Consider the following 17570-nt stretch of genomic DNA (forward strand, 5'->3'; position numbering starts at 1 on the left):
CAAAAGCGGAATTCCTCGTTCCGCTTGGCTTCCGCTGGGCACATATATCTGCGCACGCCCCGTGCGAGAGCGGGGCAGGATGGTTTCCGCAGGGCGCGGCCGCCCGGTCGCGGCCCATGGAGGAGAGGGCGTCCGTGTTCACGAGCGTTTTGATGATCGAGCAGCCGCTGACCGCCGTCGACGCGGACTTCGTCACCACCCTGCACGGGGACGACCCGGTCTCCTTCATCGTGCTCATGCAGCCCAGGGGCGACCAGGACCGGCTGCTGCGCGCCATCGACGACGTCGCCCTCGGAGAGCTGCCCGAGGCACTCCACGAGGCCGACATCCCCGAGGGCGACGCCGCGCTCGGCCCCGCCGAGCAGGCCCTCGCCCACTCCCTGGAGATCTTGCGGAGACAGGGCGCCCAGGCGGTCGGGGAGATCGTCCAGGACCACCCGCTCGACAAACTACGGGAGGTCGTCGAGGGATCCAGGGCCGACGAGGTGATCGTTCTGACCGCCCCGCACTTCGTCGAGGAGTTCTTCCACCGGGACTGGGCCTCCCGCGCCCGCCACAAGGTCGGGGTTCCCGTGCTCAAGCTCTTCGCCCACAACGAATAGGCTGGCGTCCGACACACGCGTCGAGCCCGTCGGGCCGGCCCGCACCGCGGGCCGTCCGGCGGACCGCTCGGCACACCGCCGACGTACAGCCCGTACCGCCCGTACAGGCGGTACAGCCCGTACTGCCGGTACCGCCCGTACCGCCCGACCCGCACCTTGGGGAGCCCCGATATGACGCCGCCGCCCGGCCTGCCGAACGCCATGGAACGCCCGCACTTCATCGGCATCGGCGGCGCCGGGATGTCCGGCATCGCGAAGATCCTCGCCCAGCGCGGCGCCCGGGTTGCCGGCAGCGACGCCCGCGACTCCGACACCGCCCAGGCGCTGCGCGCCCACGGCGCCACGGTCCACATCGGGCACGCCGCCGGCCACCTCGCCGACGACGCCACCTGCGTCGTCGTCTCCAGCGCCATCCGCGCCGACAACCCCGAGCTGGCCCGCGCCGCCGAGCTCGGCATCCCCGTCGTGCACCGCTCCGACGCCCTCGCCGCCCTGATGGACGGCCTCCGGCCGATCGCCGTCGCCGGCACCCACGGCAAGACCACCACCACCTCGATGCTGGCGGTGTCCCTGTCGGCGCTCGGCCTCGACCCCTCGTACGCCATCGGCGGCGACCTCGACGCCCCGGGCTCCAACGCCCACCACGGCACCGGCGACATCTTCGTGGCCGAGGCGGACGAGAGCGACCGCAGCTTCCACAAGTACACCCCGCAGGTCGCGATCATCCTGAACGCGGAGCTCGACCACCACGCGAACTACGCGTCGATGGACGAGATCTACGAATCCTTCGAGACCTTCGTCGGCAAGATCGTGCCCGGCGGCACCCTGGTCGTCGCCCACGACCAGGCCGGCGCGGCCGAGATCGCCGCCCGCGTCGGCGGCAACCCCGGGCTGACGGTCACCACGTACGGTGAGGACGAGGGCGCCGACGTCCGGATCCTGAAGGTCACCCCGCGCGGCCTGACCAGCGAGGTCTCCGTCCTGATCGACGGCCGCGAGATCGTCTTCACCGTCTCCGTGCCCGGCCGCCACTACGCCCACAACGCCGTCGCCGCCCTCGCCGCCGGCGTGGCCCTCGGCATCCCCGCCGACGACCTGGCCTCCGCCCTCGGCAAGTACACCGGCGTCAAGCGCCGCCTCCAGCTCAAGGGCGAGGCCGCCGGCGTACAGGTCATCGACTCCTACGCGCACCACCCCACCGAGATGACCGCCGACCTGGAGGCCATCCGGGGCGCCGCCGGCGACTCCCGGATCCTGGTCGTCTTCCAGCCGCACCTGTTCTCGCGCACCCAGGAGCTGGGCAAGGAGATGGGCCAGTCCCTCGCCCTCGCCGACTCCGCCGTGGTCCTGGACATCTACCCGGCCCGCGAGGACCCGATCCCGGGCGTCACCAGCGAGATCATCATCGCGGCCGCGCGCACCGCGGGCGCCGACGTCACCGCCGAGCACGACAAGGCCGCCGTCGCCGACGTCATCGCGGGAATGGCGAAGCCGGGTGATCTCGTTCTGACGATGGGCGCGGGAGACGTCACGGACCTCGGTCCGGCGATCCTGGCCCGCCTGTCCGGCTGAACCGACCGAGGGGCCGGACCGGACACGAAGGACACAGGGACAGGGAGAGGGAGCGGAAGAGCGATGGCGTACGAGGTCGAGAAGACGGACGAGCAGTGGCAGGCGGAGCTGACGCCGTCCGAGTACCAGGTACTGCGGCTGGCGGGCACCGAGCCGGCGTTCCGCGGCGAGTACACCGACACCAAGACGCCCGGCATCTACAGCTGCCGCGGCTGCGGCGCCGAGCTCTTCCGCTCCACCGAGAAGTTCGCGTCGCACTGCGGCTGGCCGTCCTTCTACGACCCGAAGGACTCGGACGCGGTCGAACTGCGCGCGGACACCTCGCACGGCATGGTCCGCACCGAGGTCCTCTGCGCCCGCTGCGGCTCCCACCTGGGCCACGTCTTCGAGGGCGAGGGCTACCCGACCCCCACGGACCAGCGCTACTGCATCAACTCGATCTCCCTCCGCCTGGCCCCGACCTCCAACGAGGACTGACGCCTGCGCCAACTGTCGTCGCAGCGCGGTGACACGCCGATCCGAAGGTGGTCAGTACTCCCTGGGATGAGTCCACTGGTTCGCGCGGCTGGGCGGTGGAGGACATGGACAACCCGTATGCGGTGAAGCCGATTGCGCAGCAACGGCCCCCGGCTCCGCCCGTCTGGACAGCACTGGACGACCACCTGCTGTACACCGCCCGCGTAGTGCACGACCTGCTCCAAGGGCGCCTTTCCGAGCGCCCACCCGTGCCTTCCGCGGCGCGGCTGGAGCCGGGGGAGCTGTCTGTCGCCGTGGGGCCGGCCTCCCGCTTCACCTGGCGGGCGCTGGGCGACGGGACATACCGGCACAGCAACGTGGTGGCATTCGGGCAGCCGGCGTTCGTGATCGGCAGCCTGGTCGGATCGGCGCTCGGGAACGCCGCCCGCAGGAACAGGGCCGCTGCGGACGCGCAACCCCGCTGGGTGGCGGACGGTCCGGGACAGCTGACCGTCACGAACCGGCGTGCGTACTTCGGACAGGCGCAGGGATTCTCGGACTAGTACTGGTCAGGACTCCGCGCGGTGGACCTGGTCGGCCCCGAGGTCTTCCAGTGCTCGTACCAGGACGTGTACGGCGGCGGGCACTCCACCATCCAGCTCCACTCCCTGTGGGCATCACTGATGTTCGCCCTGGCTGCGCACGTCGCGTTCCCCGCCCATCCGAGGCTCCTTTCCGGCGGTTGGCTGCCGCCGGACTTCGAGGCCCGCTGCGCGGCGGTCGGCGCCGACTGCCCCCCGGTCCGCTGAAGGCGCGCAGCAGCTTCGTGACGCAGCGAACGCGCCCGGTCAGATGAGGCTGCGGTGGAGGACGCGGGCCCCTGCGCGGGCGCGGTTGCGGGCCTGGAGGCGACCCATCAGCTCGTAGATCACGTTCTTGGCGGTGCGCTCCGAACAGGACAGGGCGCGGGCGATCACGGCGTTGCCGTGGCCCTCCGCCATCAGGGTGAGCGAGCACCGCGGTCTGGCGGACCGTGAGGCGCGGCGCGTCCGCGGCCGCCGCCGTCGCCGTACGGGGAGCAGGGGCCGGGGCGGCGGCGCCGAGAAGGCGGATCAGGGCCGGGCAGCAGGGCATGCGGCCGTCTCCGGCCCGGCGCAGCAGGCCCAGCCGGTCCGCCGACGGGTGCGCCGGCCCGGCGGCGCGGGCCAGTTCCGCGACGGCGCTCACAGGAGCCCGACCCGGAGGGCGTGGGCGACCGCGTGGGCGCGGTTGCGCAGCCGGAACCTCTGGGTGATGTCGTGCACGACGGTCGTCACGGTGCGCGGCGAGCAGCACAGCTGCTTGGCGATCTCGTTCGTCTCATGACCGTCGGCGACGAGCCGCAGCACGCGGCGCTCGCGCTCGGTCAGCCCGGCCGCGGCCCAGGGGGCCCGTCGTTCTGCCCGCGGCCGCCCTGCCGTCGGGGGCCGAGCGTTCCAGCAGCCGGTCCAAGAGCTCCGGGGGCAGGGTGCAGTCGCCGCGGGACGCGGCCGGTACGGCGCGAACCGCTCGGCGGTCAGCGCGAGTTGCCCCGGTGTGCCGTGCCGACTCGCCCCGCCGTTCGCTGCGACACCTTCACTCTGGGCTCCAACCGGTGTTCTCCCCCACCCTCCCGGCTGCGGCGGAAGGCCGGTAGGGAAGAAGGAGCAGCCGCGTCGGCAGGCCCGGGGGAAGGAGGCGCAATGCGGAACCGCCGCTCCGCCCCGACCAAGAGGCCGGCGCAGAACGGCGGTTCGTCACGGAATGCGAAGGCGTTGGCCACGGCCCGCTCGTAGACTGGCCGTTGCCGGGGGAGGCACGGGGCCCGGGCTGTGCGGCACACGACATGCCACGAGGTGAACGAGCCATCCTGTACCTGATCATTGCCTGCGACGTGCTCTTCTGGGTCTTACTGGCAGCCGGACTCGCCGCCCGCTACGCCAAGGGCTGGAGAGGCCTCGGCGGCGCGCTCCTGCTGTGCGTCCCCCTGATCGACGTCGTACTGCTGGCGGCCACCGTCCTCAGCCTCCGGGACGGGGCCGAGGCATCCATCTGGCACGGGCTCTCCGCCGCCTACCTGGGCTTCACCGTGGCCTTCGGACACGACACCCTGCGCTGGGCCGACGCCAGGTTCGCCCGGCGCTTCGGCGGCGCCACCGCCGAGCAGCCCCGGCCCGTCCTGTACGGCGCGACCCGCATCCGCCAGGAGTGGCGCTCCTGGCTCCGCTTCCTCCTGGCCTACGCGGTCAGCTGCGCCCTGCTGCTCGGCATGGTGTGGCTCGTCGGCGGCCCGGAGCGCGGCGCCCTCCTCCTCCCCTGGCTGAACCCGCTCACCAAGATCCTGCTGTACAGCCTCATCTGGCCGATCATCGTGACCCTCCGCCCCGGCCGCGCCCCTGCCTGACGCCGGACCGCCAAGCCAAAAACAAACGTCAGAGGCCCCACCGGAGGCAAAACCGGTGGGGCCTCGGATATTCGCCCGCTACCCCTCGACAATCACCGAAGGGTAGCGATACGGCACCGGCAAATGGTAAATGGTGGAATCGCAATTCACGGAGGGTGAGCGAACCGACCTGCTCCGTCATCTCCTCGTCCGAGAGGTCTCCCCCGACTGCATGCCATTGCGCCAGGCGCTTTGCGTCCCGCAGCGACATTTCAAAGGCGTCATGCATACACCCGATGAGTCCGAATGCAACTTCGCCGATGTCGTCGCGTGGGCCGATCGTCACCACAAAGAGGCGCATGACAGAAATCGCAGATCTCTCACTCGCCCAGCACTCCTGGAGACTCCGGACGATACGCGCCCTCTTCGCGAAATATTCCTCTGAATCCACTCGCCCTCACCCTCCCGGTCGCATAAAATTCACGACGAATTCCGTGCAGTTGCCAGAGTTTCCAGCCACAGGGTCCGGCCGGCCGTGGGCGGCCGGACCCCGGTCCAGGTCCTTCTCCAGCACGGCGAAGAGGGCGTCGTTCAGCTTCGGACGCGAGACCGGGCCACGTGAACGCAGACCCTGCGTGCCCCGGTCCTCCCAGTCCCGCCGCCAACGCTGCACCGACCGGACACTGACCCGTAACTCCTTGGCGACCGCGGCATTGTCCCGTCCCACGGCAACATCCCTGCCGCGAACACGTTCGCGAAACGCCTGCCGCTCAGGCGACAGGCCCCCACCCTGCGGATCTCAGCAATGCCGCGCTGAGAGAAATGCCAATGGGTTCCACGGTTAACACCGGGAACCCATCGGTCACTTCTCATTCAGCAAGGCGTGTCCTGAGGCCAAGACTTCGGATCACGCGGCACTAGCGTACCGATCCGCTGCTCGATCTCGGCATCCGATAGGAAACCTCCAGTTGCATGCCAACTCGAGATGCGCTTTGCATCTATCAAGCGCATTTCGAACGCATAGTGCATGCAGACAATCACGCCAAAGGCGATTTTTCCAGGCTCGTCGCTCGGGCCGAGGTCCGACAACAGGAGACGCAAGACGCCGATGATCGACCGTTCGTTCGCCCAACATTCCTGAAGAAGTCGAGCAGTTCTATTCATATCGGACCACTGGCCCTCTGAGCTCATCCTATCCCCCTGGCCTCGTAAAGTTCACCATGATCTCCCGATAGCCGCCCCCAGGCATTGGCAGGGAGTTGTGCTCATCGATCCACGCGCTCGTGAATCCCTTTCGCTGGGCAAACTTTCCGGTGAACGTTTTACAGACTGCCGCGTCGGGCGTCATTCCATCTTGAAGCTGTCGAGATTTCCGGTCAAACCATCAGTAGAGTTCCAGGATGCGCGAATGCCCGGTTATCTTCCGCCCCACACCATCGAATGTCGATATCGCACTTTCAAGCATCTGCGTTCCACTGGGGAGCCCAGGAACATCCTTCGGCGAGCGCACCACCGCCTCAATCAATCCATCTTCTTCAGTCGCCGAGATTCTCTGATCTTTCGGCGATCCGTCGTAACTGTTGACCCACTGCCTATTTCCGGCAGTGAAGCTACCGCCACAGTTATGGACGAGGATGGGGGTGGCCCCTGCAACGACATAGTACGTGCGCGCCGAGCTGGCGTCACCTGCGTTTTCGCTGATCCGGCCCGTCCGCGTGTCCGTGAAAGTATCGAGTTGTGCGCCCATGTTGCCGTCGGCGTTGCCGCCAAACGCCCCAGAAGCCCCGCCAGAGATGAATCTGGCGGGGCTTCTTTGGGCTGCTGCACCCCTACCGCTAGAACACGCTCACGAGAGCCGTTATTCGCACCTTCCTCAGGGCGGACTGATGATTTTGCGGACTCTTGCAACACCCTAGTCAGAACTGGGGATAAGTAGCCGTACAGCTATGTGCGGGGAAGAGCAGCCAGGGAGGTCATGCACATTAGGCTGTTTTAAACCAGTCCACAATGCGCACCGACCCATCGATCAAGCCCCTCCACTGCGGGAAGCAGAATTAAATACATTCACGGGGAATCAAGGTGCCAATTCGGTTCGCGATTTCAGCATCCGAGAGATTCCCTCCGATGGCTTGCCATTGAGAAATCCTCTTCGCTTCCCCCAAGGACATCTCGAACGCATCATGCATTGACGTTACCACTCCAAAAGCGGTAGCCCCTCGACCATCGCCCGGACCCATCTCGGATACGGCCAGAAGCAGGACAGAAATTATGGACCTCTCGGCCGCCCAGCACTCTTGAAGCTTAGAAGCGATTTCCCGCTTCCTAGCCAGAAGGTCGCTCGAATCCATTCACACCCCAGGTCGCGAGAAGGTTACGAAGAATTGTTCATAGTTTCCGGGATTCCCGACTGTGAAATCGGGTTCAATCGTGGCGTGAGTGAAGCCGTTTCTTTGCGCAAACTTTCCGGTAAATGTATGCCAAACGGCCTGCTTGGGGGTTAGCCCCATCTGCACCGCAGCATTGAGAGACTGCAGATTAGAATCCAGCTCACCTTCGTTCCAGACACCGCGAATCCCATTTACCTGCCTGCCGGTACCTCGCCAAGCGTCCATTGCGTCGGTAAGCATCTGTGACCCGCGAGGAACTCCGGGGGTATCAGCGCGAACAACCGTCTCCAGGATCCCATCTCGATCCAATGTTGCTTCGATTCCTTGAAGCTCCGAATTTCCGCCGTACCCATTCACCCACTTCCTACCTCCAGAAGTGAATGTTCCGCCACAATTGTGAACCAGGACTGGCGTTGCTCCTGCCAGTACATAGTACGTGTGCTGGCAGCCCTTCCTCTAGCTGCTTTTATGCAGGTGGGGAGGGGTTTGGCGGTCCGCCGGAGTCCGTGGTTGTGCGCCTGGATCTGTGGTTGTTGCCGTCGCTACTGCCGTCCGGGGCCGGGGTTCTCGGGCGGGGTGGGGATGCGGTCACCGCGTGACTCGGCGACCCGGAGTGCGTCGGTCAGGGCTTCGGTCAGCCGGCAGGCGAGCCACCGGTATTCGACGGCCGAGAGCATCTTGGCTCCGGGGGCCACGACTCCGCGGGCGTACTCCAGGAGTTCCTCGCCCATGTCGAGTTGCACCTCTTCGATGCTGTCGGCGAGGGAGGAGAGGTAGCCCCTGCCGTCGGTGCTGAGGTAGCAGGGGTTCCCGTCCTGAGTGGTCCATGGCAGTAAGCGGGGACCGGTCACGCCTGCCGCTGCGTCGTGCAACTCCCTGCGGCGCATGCGGTCCGCGTCGGTCCTGGATGTGCTCATGGTCCACCCCCACCTGGGTCGCCGAATGGAATACGACGACCGTAGGGGTCTACTGTCCGTCACTCCATCGGCGAGGCCTGCCAGTTGTCGACGGAGCGTGCCGGAAGTATCGCGTTGCGTGGTAGCTATCCGACGACGCCCAGGTAGTCGGCCATCTCTCGCATCTCCGTTGTGAGGGTTCGCTTGCGCTTGCCCAGGATCTCCTGCATGGTCTCGGCCGCCATATTCTGGTGCCGCATCCACTCCGGCGCCGCATCCCGGGCTCGGGTCAGCTCGTCCATGGCGGCCGACAGGTCCCCGGTGCGTGTGTGGGCGCGCGCCATATCGAGGGTGAAGCGGTTCCCGTCGTTCGTACTGGGCTTACCCAGACGCCTCCACGCCTTGGGCGACAACTCTTCCTGTTCGCCCGCCTTGCGGACCACGGCGCGCGCATCGCCTACGACCATGGAATCTTCCAGGGCCTTCATCGCCGCTGTGACCGGTCCGAAGACGGACCAGTGCCGTGAGACGTTGCGGTGCGACGTGCCAACAGCGGCTGCCGCCACCCGGGCTGCCTTCCGGTACTCCTTGGCCACATCCGGGCGGTTGTTGCGGGCGGCTGCGGCGGCGGCCTCCATCGCCAGACCGCCCCAGACCGCGTAGTGGTCCGGTTCGGCCCCGGTGATCTTCGGTTCCACCGCGTCCATGCTCTGAGCGGCGATCCGTTCCGCCTCGTCCAGCCGACCCTGCCGCACCAGCAACCAGCACATACCGCCGACGCCGGACCCTGCCGCGAGCATGTCCCCGGCCCGCCGGGCATCCGTGATCGCGCCGGCCAGGGCGGTATAGGCGATGTCGTACTGCCGGACCTGGGTGAGGTAGGTACCAGCCAGACGCAGCACCTCGGCGCGGGCCAGTAGGGCCTGCTGGTGCTCGTCTCCACGGTCGTAGTAGGCAGCGGCCCTCGCTGCATCGCGCAGCAGGTCCGGCAGTTGAGCCGCGACGCTCTTGTAGCTGTCGGAGAAGTACAGGACTCGCGCGTCTCTCACCGTCCGGCTGAAGGCGCGCAGGTTCGGTTCCTCGCCCGCGGCTTCGGGGTTCTGGTCCACGAGCCCGACGGCCGGGGTGAGCACGGCGCGAAGCTGGATCAGGTTGACCCTGTTCGGCTCCTCTGAGCGGCCCACTGGTTCAGGTGCGTCGGCCGCCATCAGCGCACCGGTGGTCACTCCCAGCGCGCGGGCAAGGGCGTGAAGGGTTTCCATGCGGACTGTGCCGCCCTGCTCTACCTTGCGCACCGTGCCCGGTGACACGCCTGCGGCGTGGGCCAGTTCCTCCTGGCTTAACCCGGCCCGACGCCGGTACTTGCGGACGTTGTCAGCCAGTTCCGTAGTCATCCGCTCACCACCTCCAGCGCCACGGTACGCCGGGTGGGCGTATCAACCGGGGGCTATCCGGCAGATACCCGCCCGGGGCGGTGGCCCACCACGGCGCGCAGGTTGGGCACAAGGCCGGGCCGAAACGGCGCGGGGCCAGAGCCGCCGGCAAGAAAGGGGCCTGAGCGGGAGGGGTCCCTCGTTGGTCGGGCAGCTTCGCCGTACCAGGGTTCTCCGGGGGCCGCCAAGGCTCACCCGGTGACGCTTGCGCTCGGCCTTGGCGGCCCCCGGGGGTTCCTGGTACGCCTCCGGTGACCGGGCGACGAGGGACCCCTCCCGCGCCCGCGACCACTCACTACGACGAACCCGCACCCGTACTCGGGCCTCCCGCCCCTCAGAGAGAGGGCCGGGGCCTGGGGCAGAGCCCCAGAACAATCCCCGCTGTTGCGCGCCCGGACCGGCGGGGCAGCCGGCAAGCGGGGCGGAGACAGGAGCGGGCGGCGGCCCCGCCGGGCCGGAGCGCGCGCGGGCCGCGTCAGCGGGCCGCCTTGATCAAGTAAAGAAACTCTGAACAGCACGGCTCAGATCTCGTGCGCTGCCGTTTCGCTCGGCAGGTTTCAGCGTCGACGCCGGCCTTCGGCCAGCCGGTCGCGCAACCGTTGGGCGCTGGCTGCATTCTCCTCGGGCGTGTAGTTGCCGCTCACGCGCTTGCGCTGTTCCATGACGGCTCGCATGGCGTCGCGGTGAGCGCTGGCGGCTTTGAACTCGGCGCTGGCTTTTGCGAAGCGTTCCTCGGCGGCTTCGAGTTCGGCGGCTACCTGGTCGTCGGTCTTGCCGCTGAGCCGTACGGCTTCCTCGTCCGCGCGGTGCTGTGCCGTTATCTCGTCCAACGACTCGTTGTAGCGCTGGAGGAACTGATCGCGCGGGCTTGGCCGACGAACGAACACGCCCCGGCCCTGTACGGAGTAGATCAGCCCCTCGTCCTTGAGCAGCCGCAGGGCGTTCTGTGCGGTGGAGTTCGCGATGCCGAACTGCTCCTGGAGTTCGCGGGCCGAAGGAAGCTTCGCGCCTGGCGGCAGCTGTCCGTCCTGGATCTGCTTGCGGAGTGCGTCGGCGGTCTGCACGTACGGGGGGCGGGGGTCGTCGGTTTGCGCGACCTGCCAACCGCGCTGGAGGTCGCCGAGCCCGGCATACGCGGGATCGGATGCGCTGGCCTCGACCTCGCTCTCCGTTTCCTGGTCTGCCTCTGTCTCCGGTGAGCGCACGTAGCTACCCCGGCCCATGACGGAGTAGATCAGCCCATCGTCCTTGAGCAGCCTCAGGGCGTTCTGGACTGTGGAGCTCGCAACCCCAAAGCGTCGCTGCAACTCACGCGCCGAGGGCAGCCGCTCCCCTGGGCGCAGCTCGCCGTCTCTAATGGCGGCGCGCAGGACCTCGGCGGCCTGGACGTACGGCGGCCGGGGGTCCTGATCAAGGGGCAGCGTCATGGCACGAGGGTAGCGGCGCACAAGCACTCTCGGCATACCCGGCCACCCCTGCGTCTCAGACGCTCGGGTGTAGCGATACAGATCGAGTGTTGCGGGTGTAGCGAGTGTGCCGCTATGGTCATGTCGAGTCGATCAAGCGGCTCCATCGAAAGGAATGCGATGGCATGGCTGTCCGTATTCGTGTTGGCCTGTCGCGCTCGGCGGTGTGCATCGCGGGCACCGAGGCGGTACTGAAGATCAAGGACCAACAGACCGGGGAGGTCGCCACCGACCGGGAGACCGGCGAGTCGCTGTACACGGTGACCGTGATGCTCATGGAGGACGGCCGCGCCGAGATCATGAAGATCGCGGTCCCGCAGTCGGGCCTGGCGGCCGGGCTCAAGCCGGGTGCGGTGGTGCGGCCGGTGGACCTGTTCGCCACCCCGTGGGCGCGGATCTTCAACGGCCAGCTCTCCGACGGCGTCGCCTACCGCGCCGCCCGCCTGGAGCTGGTCGTGGCGGAGGCGGCCCAGTGACCGGCCTTGACGTGGGGCACCTGACTGGGCACGCGCCGCAGGTTCTGCTTGCCGCAGCAGTGCTGGCGGGCGGATGGCTGCTGTACGTCGTAGCGCGCTGTGTGCGCGCCGACCGGGGCACGCGGGCGAGTATGCGGCAGGCTGTCCGGGTCCGCTGGGGCTGGATGCGCCTGGCGCGGATGGCCGGACTGACGGTCACCGACAAGACGCCCGGCCTGCTCGCGCAGATCACCGCGCAGAAGGACGGGCCGGCCCCCGCGCCCCGGGTGCTGACTCCCAAGATCAAGGTCAAGCCGGATCAGTTCGGGGTGATCGTGCGGGCCAAGACCCTGCCGCAGGTCGGGCTGGAGGAGTACCAGAAGGCGGCGCGGTTCCTGGCGGACGCCTGGCGGTGCACGCGGGTTTCCGTCCTGCCGGACGGGCCCGGCCGAGTAGTGATCCGGGGCGTGCGCTCCGATCCGCTGACCACGCCGACCGAGCACCGGCCCACCGGCCGCCCGCCGAAGGATGTGGCGCGCTGGGAGCTTGGCGTGGACGAGTACGCCGCACCGGTGTGCATGTCTCTGGCCAACGTTCCCGGGGTGACCGTGGCCGGCACCCCGGGGGCGGGCAAGACCTCAGGGGTCAACAAGTTCGTCTGCGACTTCGCGCCGTCCCCTTCCGTGCAGATCGCGACTGCAGACGGCAAGGTCTCACGGGCCTCGGAGGGCGACTACGCCGACCTCGTCAAGCGGATGTTCGCGTTCTGCGGTGACGACCTCGACGAAGCCAACGCGCTGTTCAAGCGGCTGGTGGAGCTGCGCAAGCGCCGCTCCTCGACCATCCGTGCCGTGCTGGGCGTGAAGAACATGTGGCACGTCGGCCCCTCGCCGCAGTGGCCGCTGACGGTCCTGATCATTGATGAGGCGCACACCTTCTTCCGTGAGTTCAAGGGCAGCGATGCCGAGACCAAGCGTCTGGCCGCGTTGACGGCGGAGAACGCCCGGCTGGTGGAGGACCTGGTCAAGAAGGGCCGCAGTGTCGGGATGCTGGTGATCCTGATCAGCCAGAAGACCACCGGTGACGCTCTGCCGACGTTCATCCGTGACGTGTGCCCGGTCGGGCTGTCCTTCGCGCAGAAGACGGTAGAAGCCGCGGTGGCCGCGCTGGGTGACGACATCCGCAACTGGCCCGACGCCAGCCCCGTCACCTTGCAGGACCCCACCTATGTGGGCGTCGCGGTCATGGCGATGCAGGGCCGCCCCGGCTACACCCGCATCCGCACCCCGTACGTCTCCGACACCGACGCGGCCCGCGTCGCGGAAGCCACCTCCCACCTGACCGCCGACCCTGCCCTGTGCCTGGACGCCCTCCTCGACTCGATTGGCTGGGCTGCCCCCGGCGACGACAAACCGGAAGGCTCCGTCCCTCCGTCTAAGCCCTGAGCACCCCGGCAAATCCCAAGCCTGATAGGAGGTCCCGCAGATGGCGGAGGAACGATTCACCCGCCACACCGTGACCGCGGTCATGGCCATCATCGCGGCCCTGGCCTTCGTCTTCTCCTTCGGCAACGTCTGGGCGCTCGCCGTGCGCCTCGGCGTACCCCGCCCGATCGCGCCGCTCATCGCGCCGATGGTGGACCTGTCCGTCGTCGGACTCCTGGTCGCACTGCGGTTCCTGGCCCTGCGCGGCGTCCCCGCACACGAGTTGAAGGCCGGCACCCGCCTGCTCCACCTGTGCGGCGTACTCACCCTCGCCCTGAACACCGCCGAACCGCTACTGACCGGACACTACGGCCGGGCCTGCCTGGACACCGTCGCCCCGCTCCTGCTCCTGGGCTGGGGCCGCGTGGGCCCCGCCTTCCTGGCCCAGCTCCACACCGCAACCCACCCCACCCCATACCTGGAGGCCACAACGACGTCCATCCTCGCTCCTGCCCCCGTCACTGAGCCGGAGCCCGACGTGGCACCCGCCCCCGAAACCACCACTCCACCCTCTGGGCCGCTCCCTGTCCCCACGGCCGATTCGCCCCCGGCCGCCGTACCCTCCGCGATCGAGGCACCCTCGCCCACCCCGGCCCTTGCTGACAAGACGGCCGTAGCCCGCTCCCGTCCGTCCCTGTCCGCCGCACTGCTCGACGCAGCCCGGCACATCGCGGACACCCACGACGCGGAACACGAAGCGCCGATCACAGCCGCCCAGCTGGCAATGCGCATGGGCGTCGCCCTGCCGGTGGCCACCGCCGCGCTCGCTCAGCTCTGAGCCTCCCCCGGCCGCCGGCCGGATCACCCCACCCGAACCCCACGCCCGCTGATGGGCCTGGTTCGTCATGCCCCGAGCAGCCCCAGCACGCCCTCTCGCCAGCTGGTTGCTGCTCGGGGCCACCCTCCTCGACAGAAGGGACACGCCCCGACATGGTCACCCTGGACCTGCGCCACGTGGCAAGCCCCGCCGTGCGGGACCTCCTCCACCTCGTCAACCAGCCCGACTTCGACCGCGCACAGCAGCAGATCGAACACCTCGGCGGCTGCACCGAACCCGTGCGCCTGACCGGCCACACCACCACCGTCAACACCACAACCGGTGAGGTACTGCGCTCCTACACCACATCCCAGGAACCCACGGGCAGCCTGCTCACGGCGTGCGGCAACCGGCGCTCCTCGCGCTGCCCAGCCTGCTCCCGCATCTACGCCGCCGACACCTACCACCTCATCCGCGCCGGCCTGACCGGCGGCAAGACCGTCCCCGAAACCGTCCGCACCCACCCCCGCGTCTTCGCCACCCTCACCGCCCCCTCCTTCGGCCCCGTCCACAACCGCCCCACCAACGCGGACGGCGGCACCCGGCCCTGCCGCTGCGGCAAGCTCCACGAACCCACGGACACCCTGCTCGGTACCCCGCTGAACCCCACGACATACGACTACGCGGGCGCGGTCCTGTTCAACGCCCACGCCTCCGCGCTGTGGGCACGCTTCACCATCTACCTGCGCCGAGAGATCGCCGCCCAGCTCGGCATGACCCAGAAGGCCGCCCGCGCCGTCCTGCGGGTCTCCTTCGCCAAGGTCGCCGAGTACCAGAAGCGCGGCCTGGTCCACTTCCACGCCGTCATCCGGCTCGACTCCCCGGACGGCACCAGTCAGCCCCCGCCGCCGTATGTCACCGCCGCCGTGCTCACCGACGCCATCCGGGCCGCCGCCGCACGAGTCCGCGTCACGATCGAGTCGGACGCGATCGGGGAACGCGAACTCGCCTGGGGTGAACAGCTCGACGTGCGCGAGATCGCCGCCTTCGGCGCGGACGCCGAACTCACCGATCAGGCCGTGGCCGCCTACGTGGCCAAGTACGCCACCAAGTCCGCCGACGCCTCGGGCACCCTCGACCGCCCCTTGTTCTGCCGCCCCTGCCAGGGTCGCGGCGCCACCCTCCTACCCCACGGAACCCCGATCCCCTGCACCACGTGCGACGGCACCGGACAGGCCCGCCCGTTGCCGCGCCTCGCGGTCGCCCGCCACATGCGGCAGATGATCCGCAGCTGCTGGGAGCTGGGCAAGCTGCCCGAGTTCGCCGTCCTCAAGCTCTGGAAGTGGGCACACATGCTCGGCTTCCGGGGCCACTTCTCCACCAAGTCCCGCTCCTACTCCGTCACACTCGGCGCGCTGCGCGCCGCCCGCCGCGCCTGGCGCGCCGAACAGGCTCGCATCCACGCCAGCCTGCCCGAGCCCGACCCGGAAACCACCCTCGCCATCGGCCACTGGGCCTACCTCGGCACCGGCTACAGCCCCGGAGCCGCGCTCCTCGCCGCCGCCGTCTGGCACCGCAGCGAACTCGCACGGCAGTTCATCGCGGAAGGGGGCTGCTGATGACTATGCAGGCACCCGCCGCGCCCGAGGAGGGACCGAGCACGTCCGAGGAGCTGCTGACGGTTCCCCAGGTAATGGCCCGCCTCCAGCTCGGCCGCTCCACCGTCTACGACCTCCTCCGCACCCGCCAGCTCGCCTCGATCACACTCGGCCGCACCCGCCGCATACCCACCCATGCCCTGACCGACTTCATCCGCACCCGCCTCGAACAGGAAGCCGCCGCCTGATGACCACGCCCCGAGACAACCCCGCCTCCCGCCGCGTGCGCGCCAACGGCGACGGGACCGTCTACCAGCGCAAGGATGGCCGCTGGGAAGCCGCCGGATACGTCCTCGCCCCCGGCAACACCCGCAGGCGCGCCCGCGTCTACGGCGCCACCCGCAAAGACGCCCTGGCCAAGCTCACCGAGAAGATTGCCGCCAGCAACCGCGGCCTGCCCGTCCCCTCCGCGCAGGGCAGCGTGGCCGCGTATCTGACGTACTGGCTGGAGAACGTCGCCTTCCATCACCTGCGCGAGACCACTCACACCCGCTACAGCGCCTGCGTCCACCGGTACCTCATCCCTGGCCTGGGCAAGAAGAAGCTGGCCAAGCTCACCGCCAAGGACGTCCGCACCTGGCTCAACCAGCTCCGCACCACCTGCCAGTGCTGCACGCGCGGCATCGACGCCCGGCGCGACCAGCCCCGCTGCTGCGCCGCCGGCCAGTGCTGCCACAAGCTGCTCTCCCCGCTGACGCTCACCTACATCCACTCCGTGCTCAAGTCCGCTCTGGAGCACGCCGTGCGCGAGGAGGAGATCCCGCGTAACGTCGGCCGCAACGTCCGCACCGGCACCCCACGGCCACGGCGCTTCGAACCCCTCACCGCCGACGAAGCCCGCCAGCTCCTCAGCGCCGCGCAAGGTCACCGGCTGCACGCGCTGTTCGAACTCGCTCTTCACACCGGGCTCCGCAAGGGCGAACTCCTCGGCCTGCGCTGGGGGGACCTCGACCTCGACGCGGGCACAGCCGCCATCCGCCGAACGTTGCAGCGCACCAGCGCAGGCGGGCTCACCACGCTGCCTACCAAGACGCGGGCCTCCGAGCGCCGCATCGTCCTTCCCATCCGCTGCGTGCAGTCGCTGAAGCTCCGCCACGAACAGCAGCAGCGCGAGCGTGAGGCCGCGGGCACCTCGTGGCAGCACGACGGGCACGTGTTCACCACAGCGCAGGGCAGACCGATCGACCCGACCAACCTCACCCGCGCCTTCAACACGCTCCTCCACAAGGCCGGCCTCCGCCGCATCCGCTTCCACGACCTCAGGCATTCCACCGCGACGCTGCTCCTCGAACAGGGCGTCGAACTCGTCGTGATCAAGGAACTCCTCGGCCACGCCCACATCGGCGTCACAGCCACCGTCTACGCCCACGTCCGACTCCGCCTCCAGCGACACGCCATCGACACCCTCAGCACCGCACTCGGCCTCCCGGAGACCACCGAAACGGCCAACGGCGACGGCGACGAACCGCCACCTTGCACCGCGCTCGTCCGCTGACGTTGCCGTCAATTACTGCCGTCAAGCGTCTGCGCAGCGACCGCTGACGCGCCCTCGGACGTGTGCACTGCTCCCTGATTCGTCAGCGGTCTGAGAAATCTCCGGAAATGCCGTAGACCACTCGATCCTGGGGGTCGTACGCAGTTAGCCCATATGTCGACGCCAAGCCGAGCAGAACCGAAGAAACCTCAGTGGAACGCGACCAAGAGATAGAGGCGATTACGCACTCGCCAGTGACATAAAGAGGAGAGGCCCACGGCGACTCCTCCATATTTGCCTCAGTGAGGTCCGGAAATTCAGAGACCACAGCCTGGCGGAAATCTTCGACGGCCGGACTCTCTTCGACGATCCCAGTATCCCCATCCGTCAACTGATCGTAAATCTGAGCAGCTTCCTCCGAGGTCGGGACCACTTTCTGACACCAAAAGATCAGATCAAAACTCATTCTCATCTCCCTCTCGAAGCCGCGAGCGGGGGTCCGACTCGCAGCGCTGAGCTGCGGAGACGA

General features: G+C 68.4%; 20 protein-coding genes. 12 read left to right on the plus strand and 8 right to left on the minus strand.

Features of this window, described 5'->3' with window-relative positions; genetic code table 11:
• The first annotated feature begins 134 nt into the window (after positions 1 to 134).
• The 5 genes from ACIQUT_RS00850 (at position 135) to ACIQUT_RS00870 (ending at position 3439) form a co-directional block, all read left to right on the plus strand.
• Positions 135 to 602, plus strand: a complete 468-nt coding sequence (locus ACIQUT_RS00850; protein WP_403557832.1) for an indole-3-glycerol phosphate synthase — start codon at positions 135 to 137, stop codon at positions 600 to 602.
• Positions 603 to 773: 171 nt separating this feature from the next.
• The gene (murC, locus tag ACIQUT_RS00855; protein WP_403557834.1) at positions 774 to 2174 is read left to right on the plus strand and encodes a UDP-N-acetylmuramate--L-alanine ligase; all 1401 of its coding nucleotides are present in this window, start codon (positions 774 to 776) and stop codon (positions 2172 to 2174) included.
• Between the two features lie 63 nt (positions 2175 to 2237).
• On the plus strand, positions 2238 to 2651 hold the full coding sequence (gene msrB, locus ACIQUT_RS00860) for a peptide-methionine (R)-S-oxide reductase MsrB (protein ID WP_403557835.1): 414 nt from the start codon (positions 2238 to 2240) through the stop codon (positions 2649 to 2651).
• Positions 2652 to 2746: 95 nt separating this feature from the next.
• A complete protein-coding gene (locus ACIQUT_RS00865; protein ID WP_403557837.1) occupies positions 2747 to 3193 on the plus strand; it encodes a hypothetical protein in 447 nt (148 codons plus the stop codon).
• 21 nt (positions 3194 to 3214) lie between these two features.
• Positions 3215 to 3439, plus strand: coding sequence for a hypothetical protein (locus ACIQUT_RS00870; RefSeq protein ID WP_403557839.1), 225 nt, complete (start codon positions 3215 to 3217; stop codon positions 3437 to 3439).
• Between the two features lie 39 nt (positions 3440 to 3478).
• Here ACIQUT_RS00870 and ACIQUT_RS00875 read toward each other — a convergent pair whose 3' ends face one another.
• Together ACIQUT_RS00875 and ACIQUT_RS00880 are read right to left on the minus strand one after the other, a co-directional pair.
• The gene (locus ACIQUT_RS00875; protein ID WP_403557841.1) at positions 3479 to 3631 is read right to left on the minus strand and encodes a LuxR C-terminal-related transcriptional regulator; all 153 of its coding nucleotides are present in this window, start codon (positions 3629 to 3631) and stop codon (positions 3479 to 3481) included.
• Positions 3632 to 3853: 222 nt separating this feature from the next.
• Positions 3854 to 4018: a response regulator transcription factor gene (locus tag ACIQUT_RS00880; protein ID WP_403557843.1), complete on the minus strand. Its 165-nt coding sequence runs from the start codon at positions 4016 to 4018 to the stop codon at positions 3854 to 3856.
• A gap of 524 nt (positions 4019 to 4542) precedes the next feature.
• Between ACIQUT_RS00880 and ACIQUT_RS00885 the strand changes: the two genes are divergently transcribed.
• Positions 4543 to 5052 carry a hypothetical protein gene (locus ACIQUT_RS00885; RefSeq protein ID WP_403557844.1) on the plus strand — a complete coding sequence of 170 codons (510 nt, stop codon included), beginning with the start codon at positions 4543 to 4545 and terminating at the stop codon, positions 5050 to 5052.
• A 436-nt stretch (positions 5053 to 5488) separates the two neighbouring features.
• On the opposite strand, the gene ACIQUT_RS00890 is transcribed toward ACIQUT_RS00885, so the two are convergent.
• The 5 genes from ACIQUT_RS00890 to ACIQUT_RS00910 form a co-directional block, all read right to left on the minus strand.
• Positions 5489 to 5758: a helix-turn-helix domain-containing protein gene (locus ACIQUT_RS00890; RefSeq protein WP_403557845.1), complete on the minus strand. Its 270-nt coding sequence runs from the start codon at positions 5756 to 5758 to the stop codon at positions 5489 to 5491.
• A gap of 657 nt (positions 5759 to 6415) precedes the next feature.
• Positions 6416 to 6778: a hypothetical protein gene (locus ACIQUT_RS00895; RefSeq protein ID WP_403557846.1), complete on the minus strand. Its 363-nt coding sequence runs from the start codon at positions 6776 to 6778 to the stop codon at positions 6416 to 6418.
• 1182 nt (positions 6779 to 7960) lie between these two features.
• Positions 7961 to 8335, minus strand: coding sequence for a hypothetical protein (locus tag ACIQUT_RS00900; RefSeq protein WP_331804106.1), 375 nt, complete (start codon positions 8333 to 8335; stop codon positions 7961 to 7963).
• Between the two features lie 125 nt (positions 8336 to 8460).
• Positions 8461 to 9708, minus strand: coding sequence for a helix-turn-helix domain-containing protein (locus ACIQUT_RS00905; RefSeq protein WP_331804105.1), 1248 nt, complete (start codon positions 9706 to 9708; stop codon positions 8461 to 8463).
• Between the two features lie 596 nt (positions 9709 to 10304).
• Positions 10305 to 11174: a GntR family transcriptional regulator gene (locus ACIQUT_RS00910; RefSeq protein WP_331804104.1), complete on the minus strand. Its 870-nt coding sequence runs from the start codon at positions 11172 to 11174 to the stop codon at positions 10305 to 10307.
• 164 nt (positions 11175 to 11338) lie between these two features.
• Between ACIQUT_RS00910 and ACIQUT_RS00915 the strand changes: the two genes are divergently transcribed.
• From ACIQUT_RS00915 to ACIQUT_RS00940, 6 genes are all read left to right on the plus strand, one after another.
• Positions 11339 to 11689: a hypothetical protein gene (locus ACIQUT_RS00915; protein WP_331804103.1), complete on the plus strand. Its 351-nt coding sequence runs from the start codon at positions 11339 to 11341 to the stop codon at positions 11687 to 11689.
• 131 nt (positions 11690 to 11820) lie between these two features.
• The gene (locus ACIQUT_RS00920) at positions 11821 to 13113 is read left to right on the plus strand and encodes a cell division protein FtsK (protein WP_403557849.1); all 1293 of its coding nucleotides are present in this window, start codon (positions 11821 to 11823) and stop codon (positions 13111 to 13113) included.
• A gap of 40 nt (positions 13114 to 13153) precedes the next feature.
• Positions 13154 to 13930: a DUF2637 domain-containing protein gene (locus tag ACIQUT_RS00925; protein WP_403557851.1), complete on the plus strand. Its 777-nt coding sequence runs from the start codon at positions 13154 to 13156 to the stop codon at positions 13928 to 13930.
• Between the two features lie 152 nt (positions 13931 to 14082).
• A complete protein-coding gene (locus ACIQUT_RS00930; RefSeq protein ID WP_403557853.1) occupies positions 14083 to 15528 on the plus strand; it encodes a replication initiator in 1446 nt (481 codons plus the stop codon).
• The gene (locus ACIQUT_RS00935) at positions 15528 to 15755 is read left to right on the plus strand and encodes a helix-turn-helix domain-containing protein (RefSeq protein WP_331804099.1); all 228 of its coding nucleotides are present in this window, start codon (positions 15528 to 15530) and stop codon (positions 15753 to 15755) included. The genes ACIQUT_RS00930 and ACIQUT_RS00935 overlap by 1 nt, the downstream gene beginning before the upstream one ends.
• Positions 15755 to 17062 (plus strand): site-specific integrase, encoded by a 1308-nt coding sequence (locus ACIQUT_RS00940; RefSeq protein WP_331804098.1) that lies wholly within the window; start codon positions 15755 to 15757, stop codon positions 17060 to 17062. Before ACIQUT_RS00935 ends, ACIQUT_RS00940 begins: the two co-directional genes overlap by 1 nt.
• A gap of 82 nt (positions 17063 to 17144) precedes the next feature.
• Here ACIQUT_RS00940 and ACIQUT_RS00945 read toward each other — a convergent pair whose 3' ends face one another.
• A complete protein-coding gene (locus tag ACIQUT_RS00945; RefSeq protein ID WP_331804097.1) occupies positions 17145 to 17507 on the minus strand; it encodes a hypothetical protein in 363 nt (120 codons plus the stop codon).
• Positions 17508 to 17570: the final 63 nt, after the last annotated feature.

It is taken from the genome of Streptomyces sp. NPDC090445, from assembly GCF_044769385.1.
Taxonomy (GTDB): Bacteria; Actinomycetota; Actinomycetes; order Streptomycetales; family Streptomycetaceae; genus Streptomyces.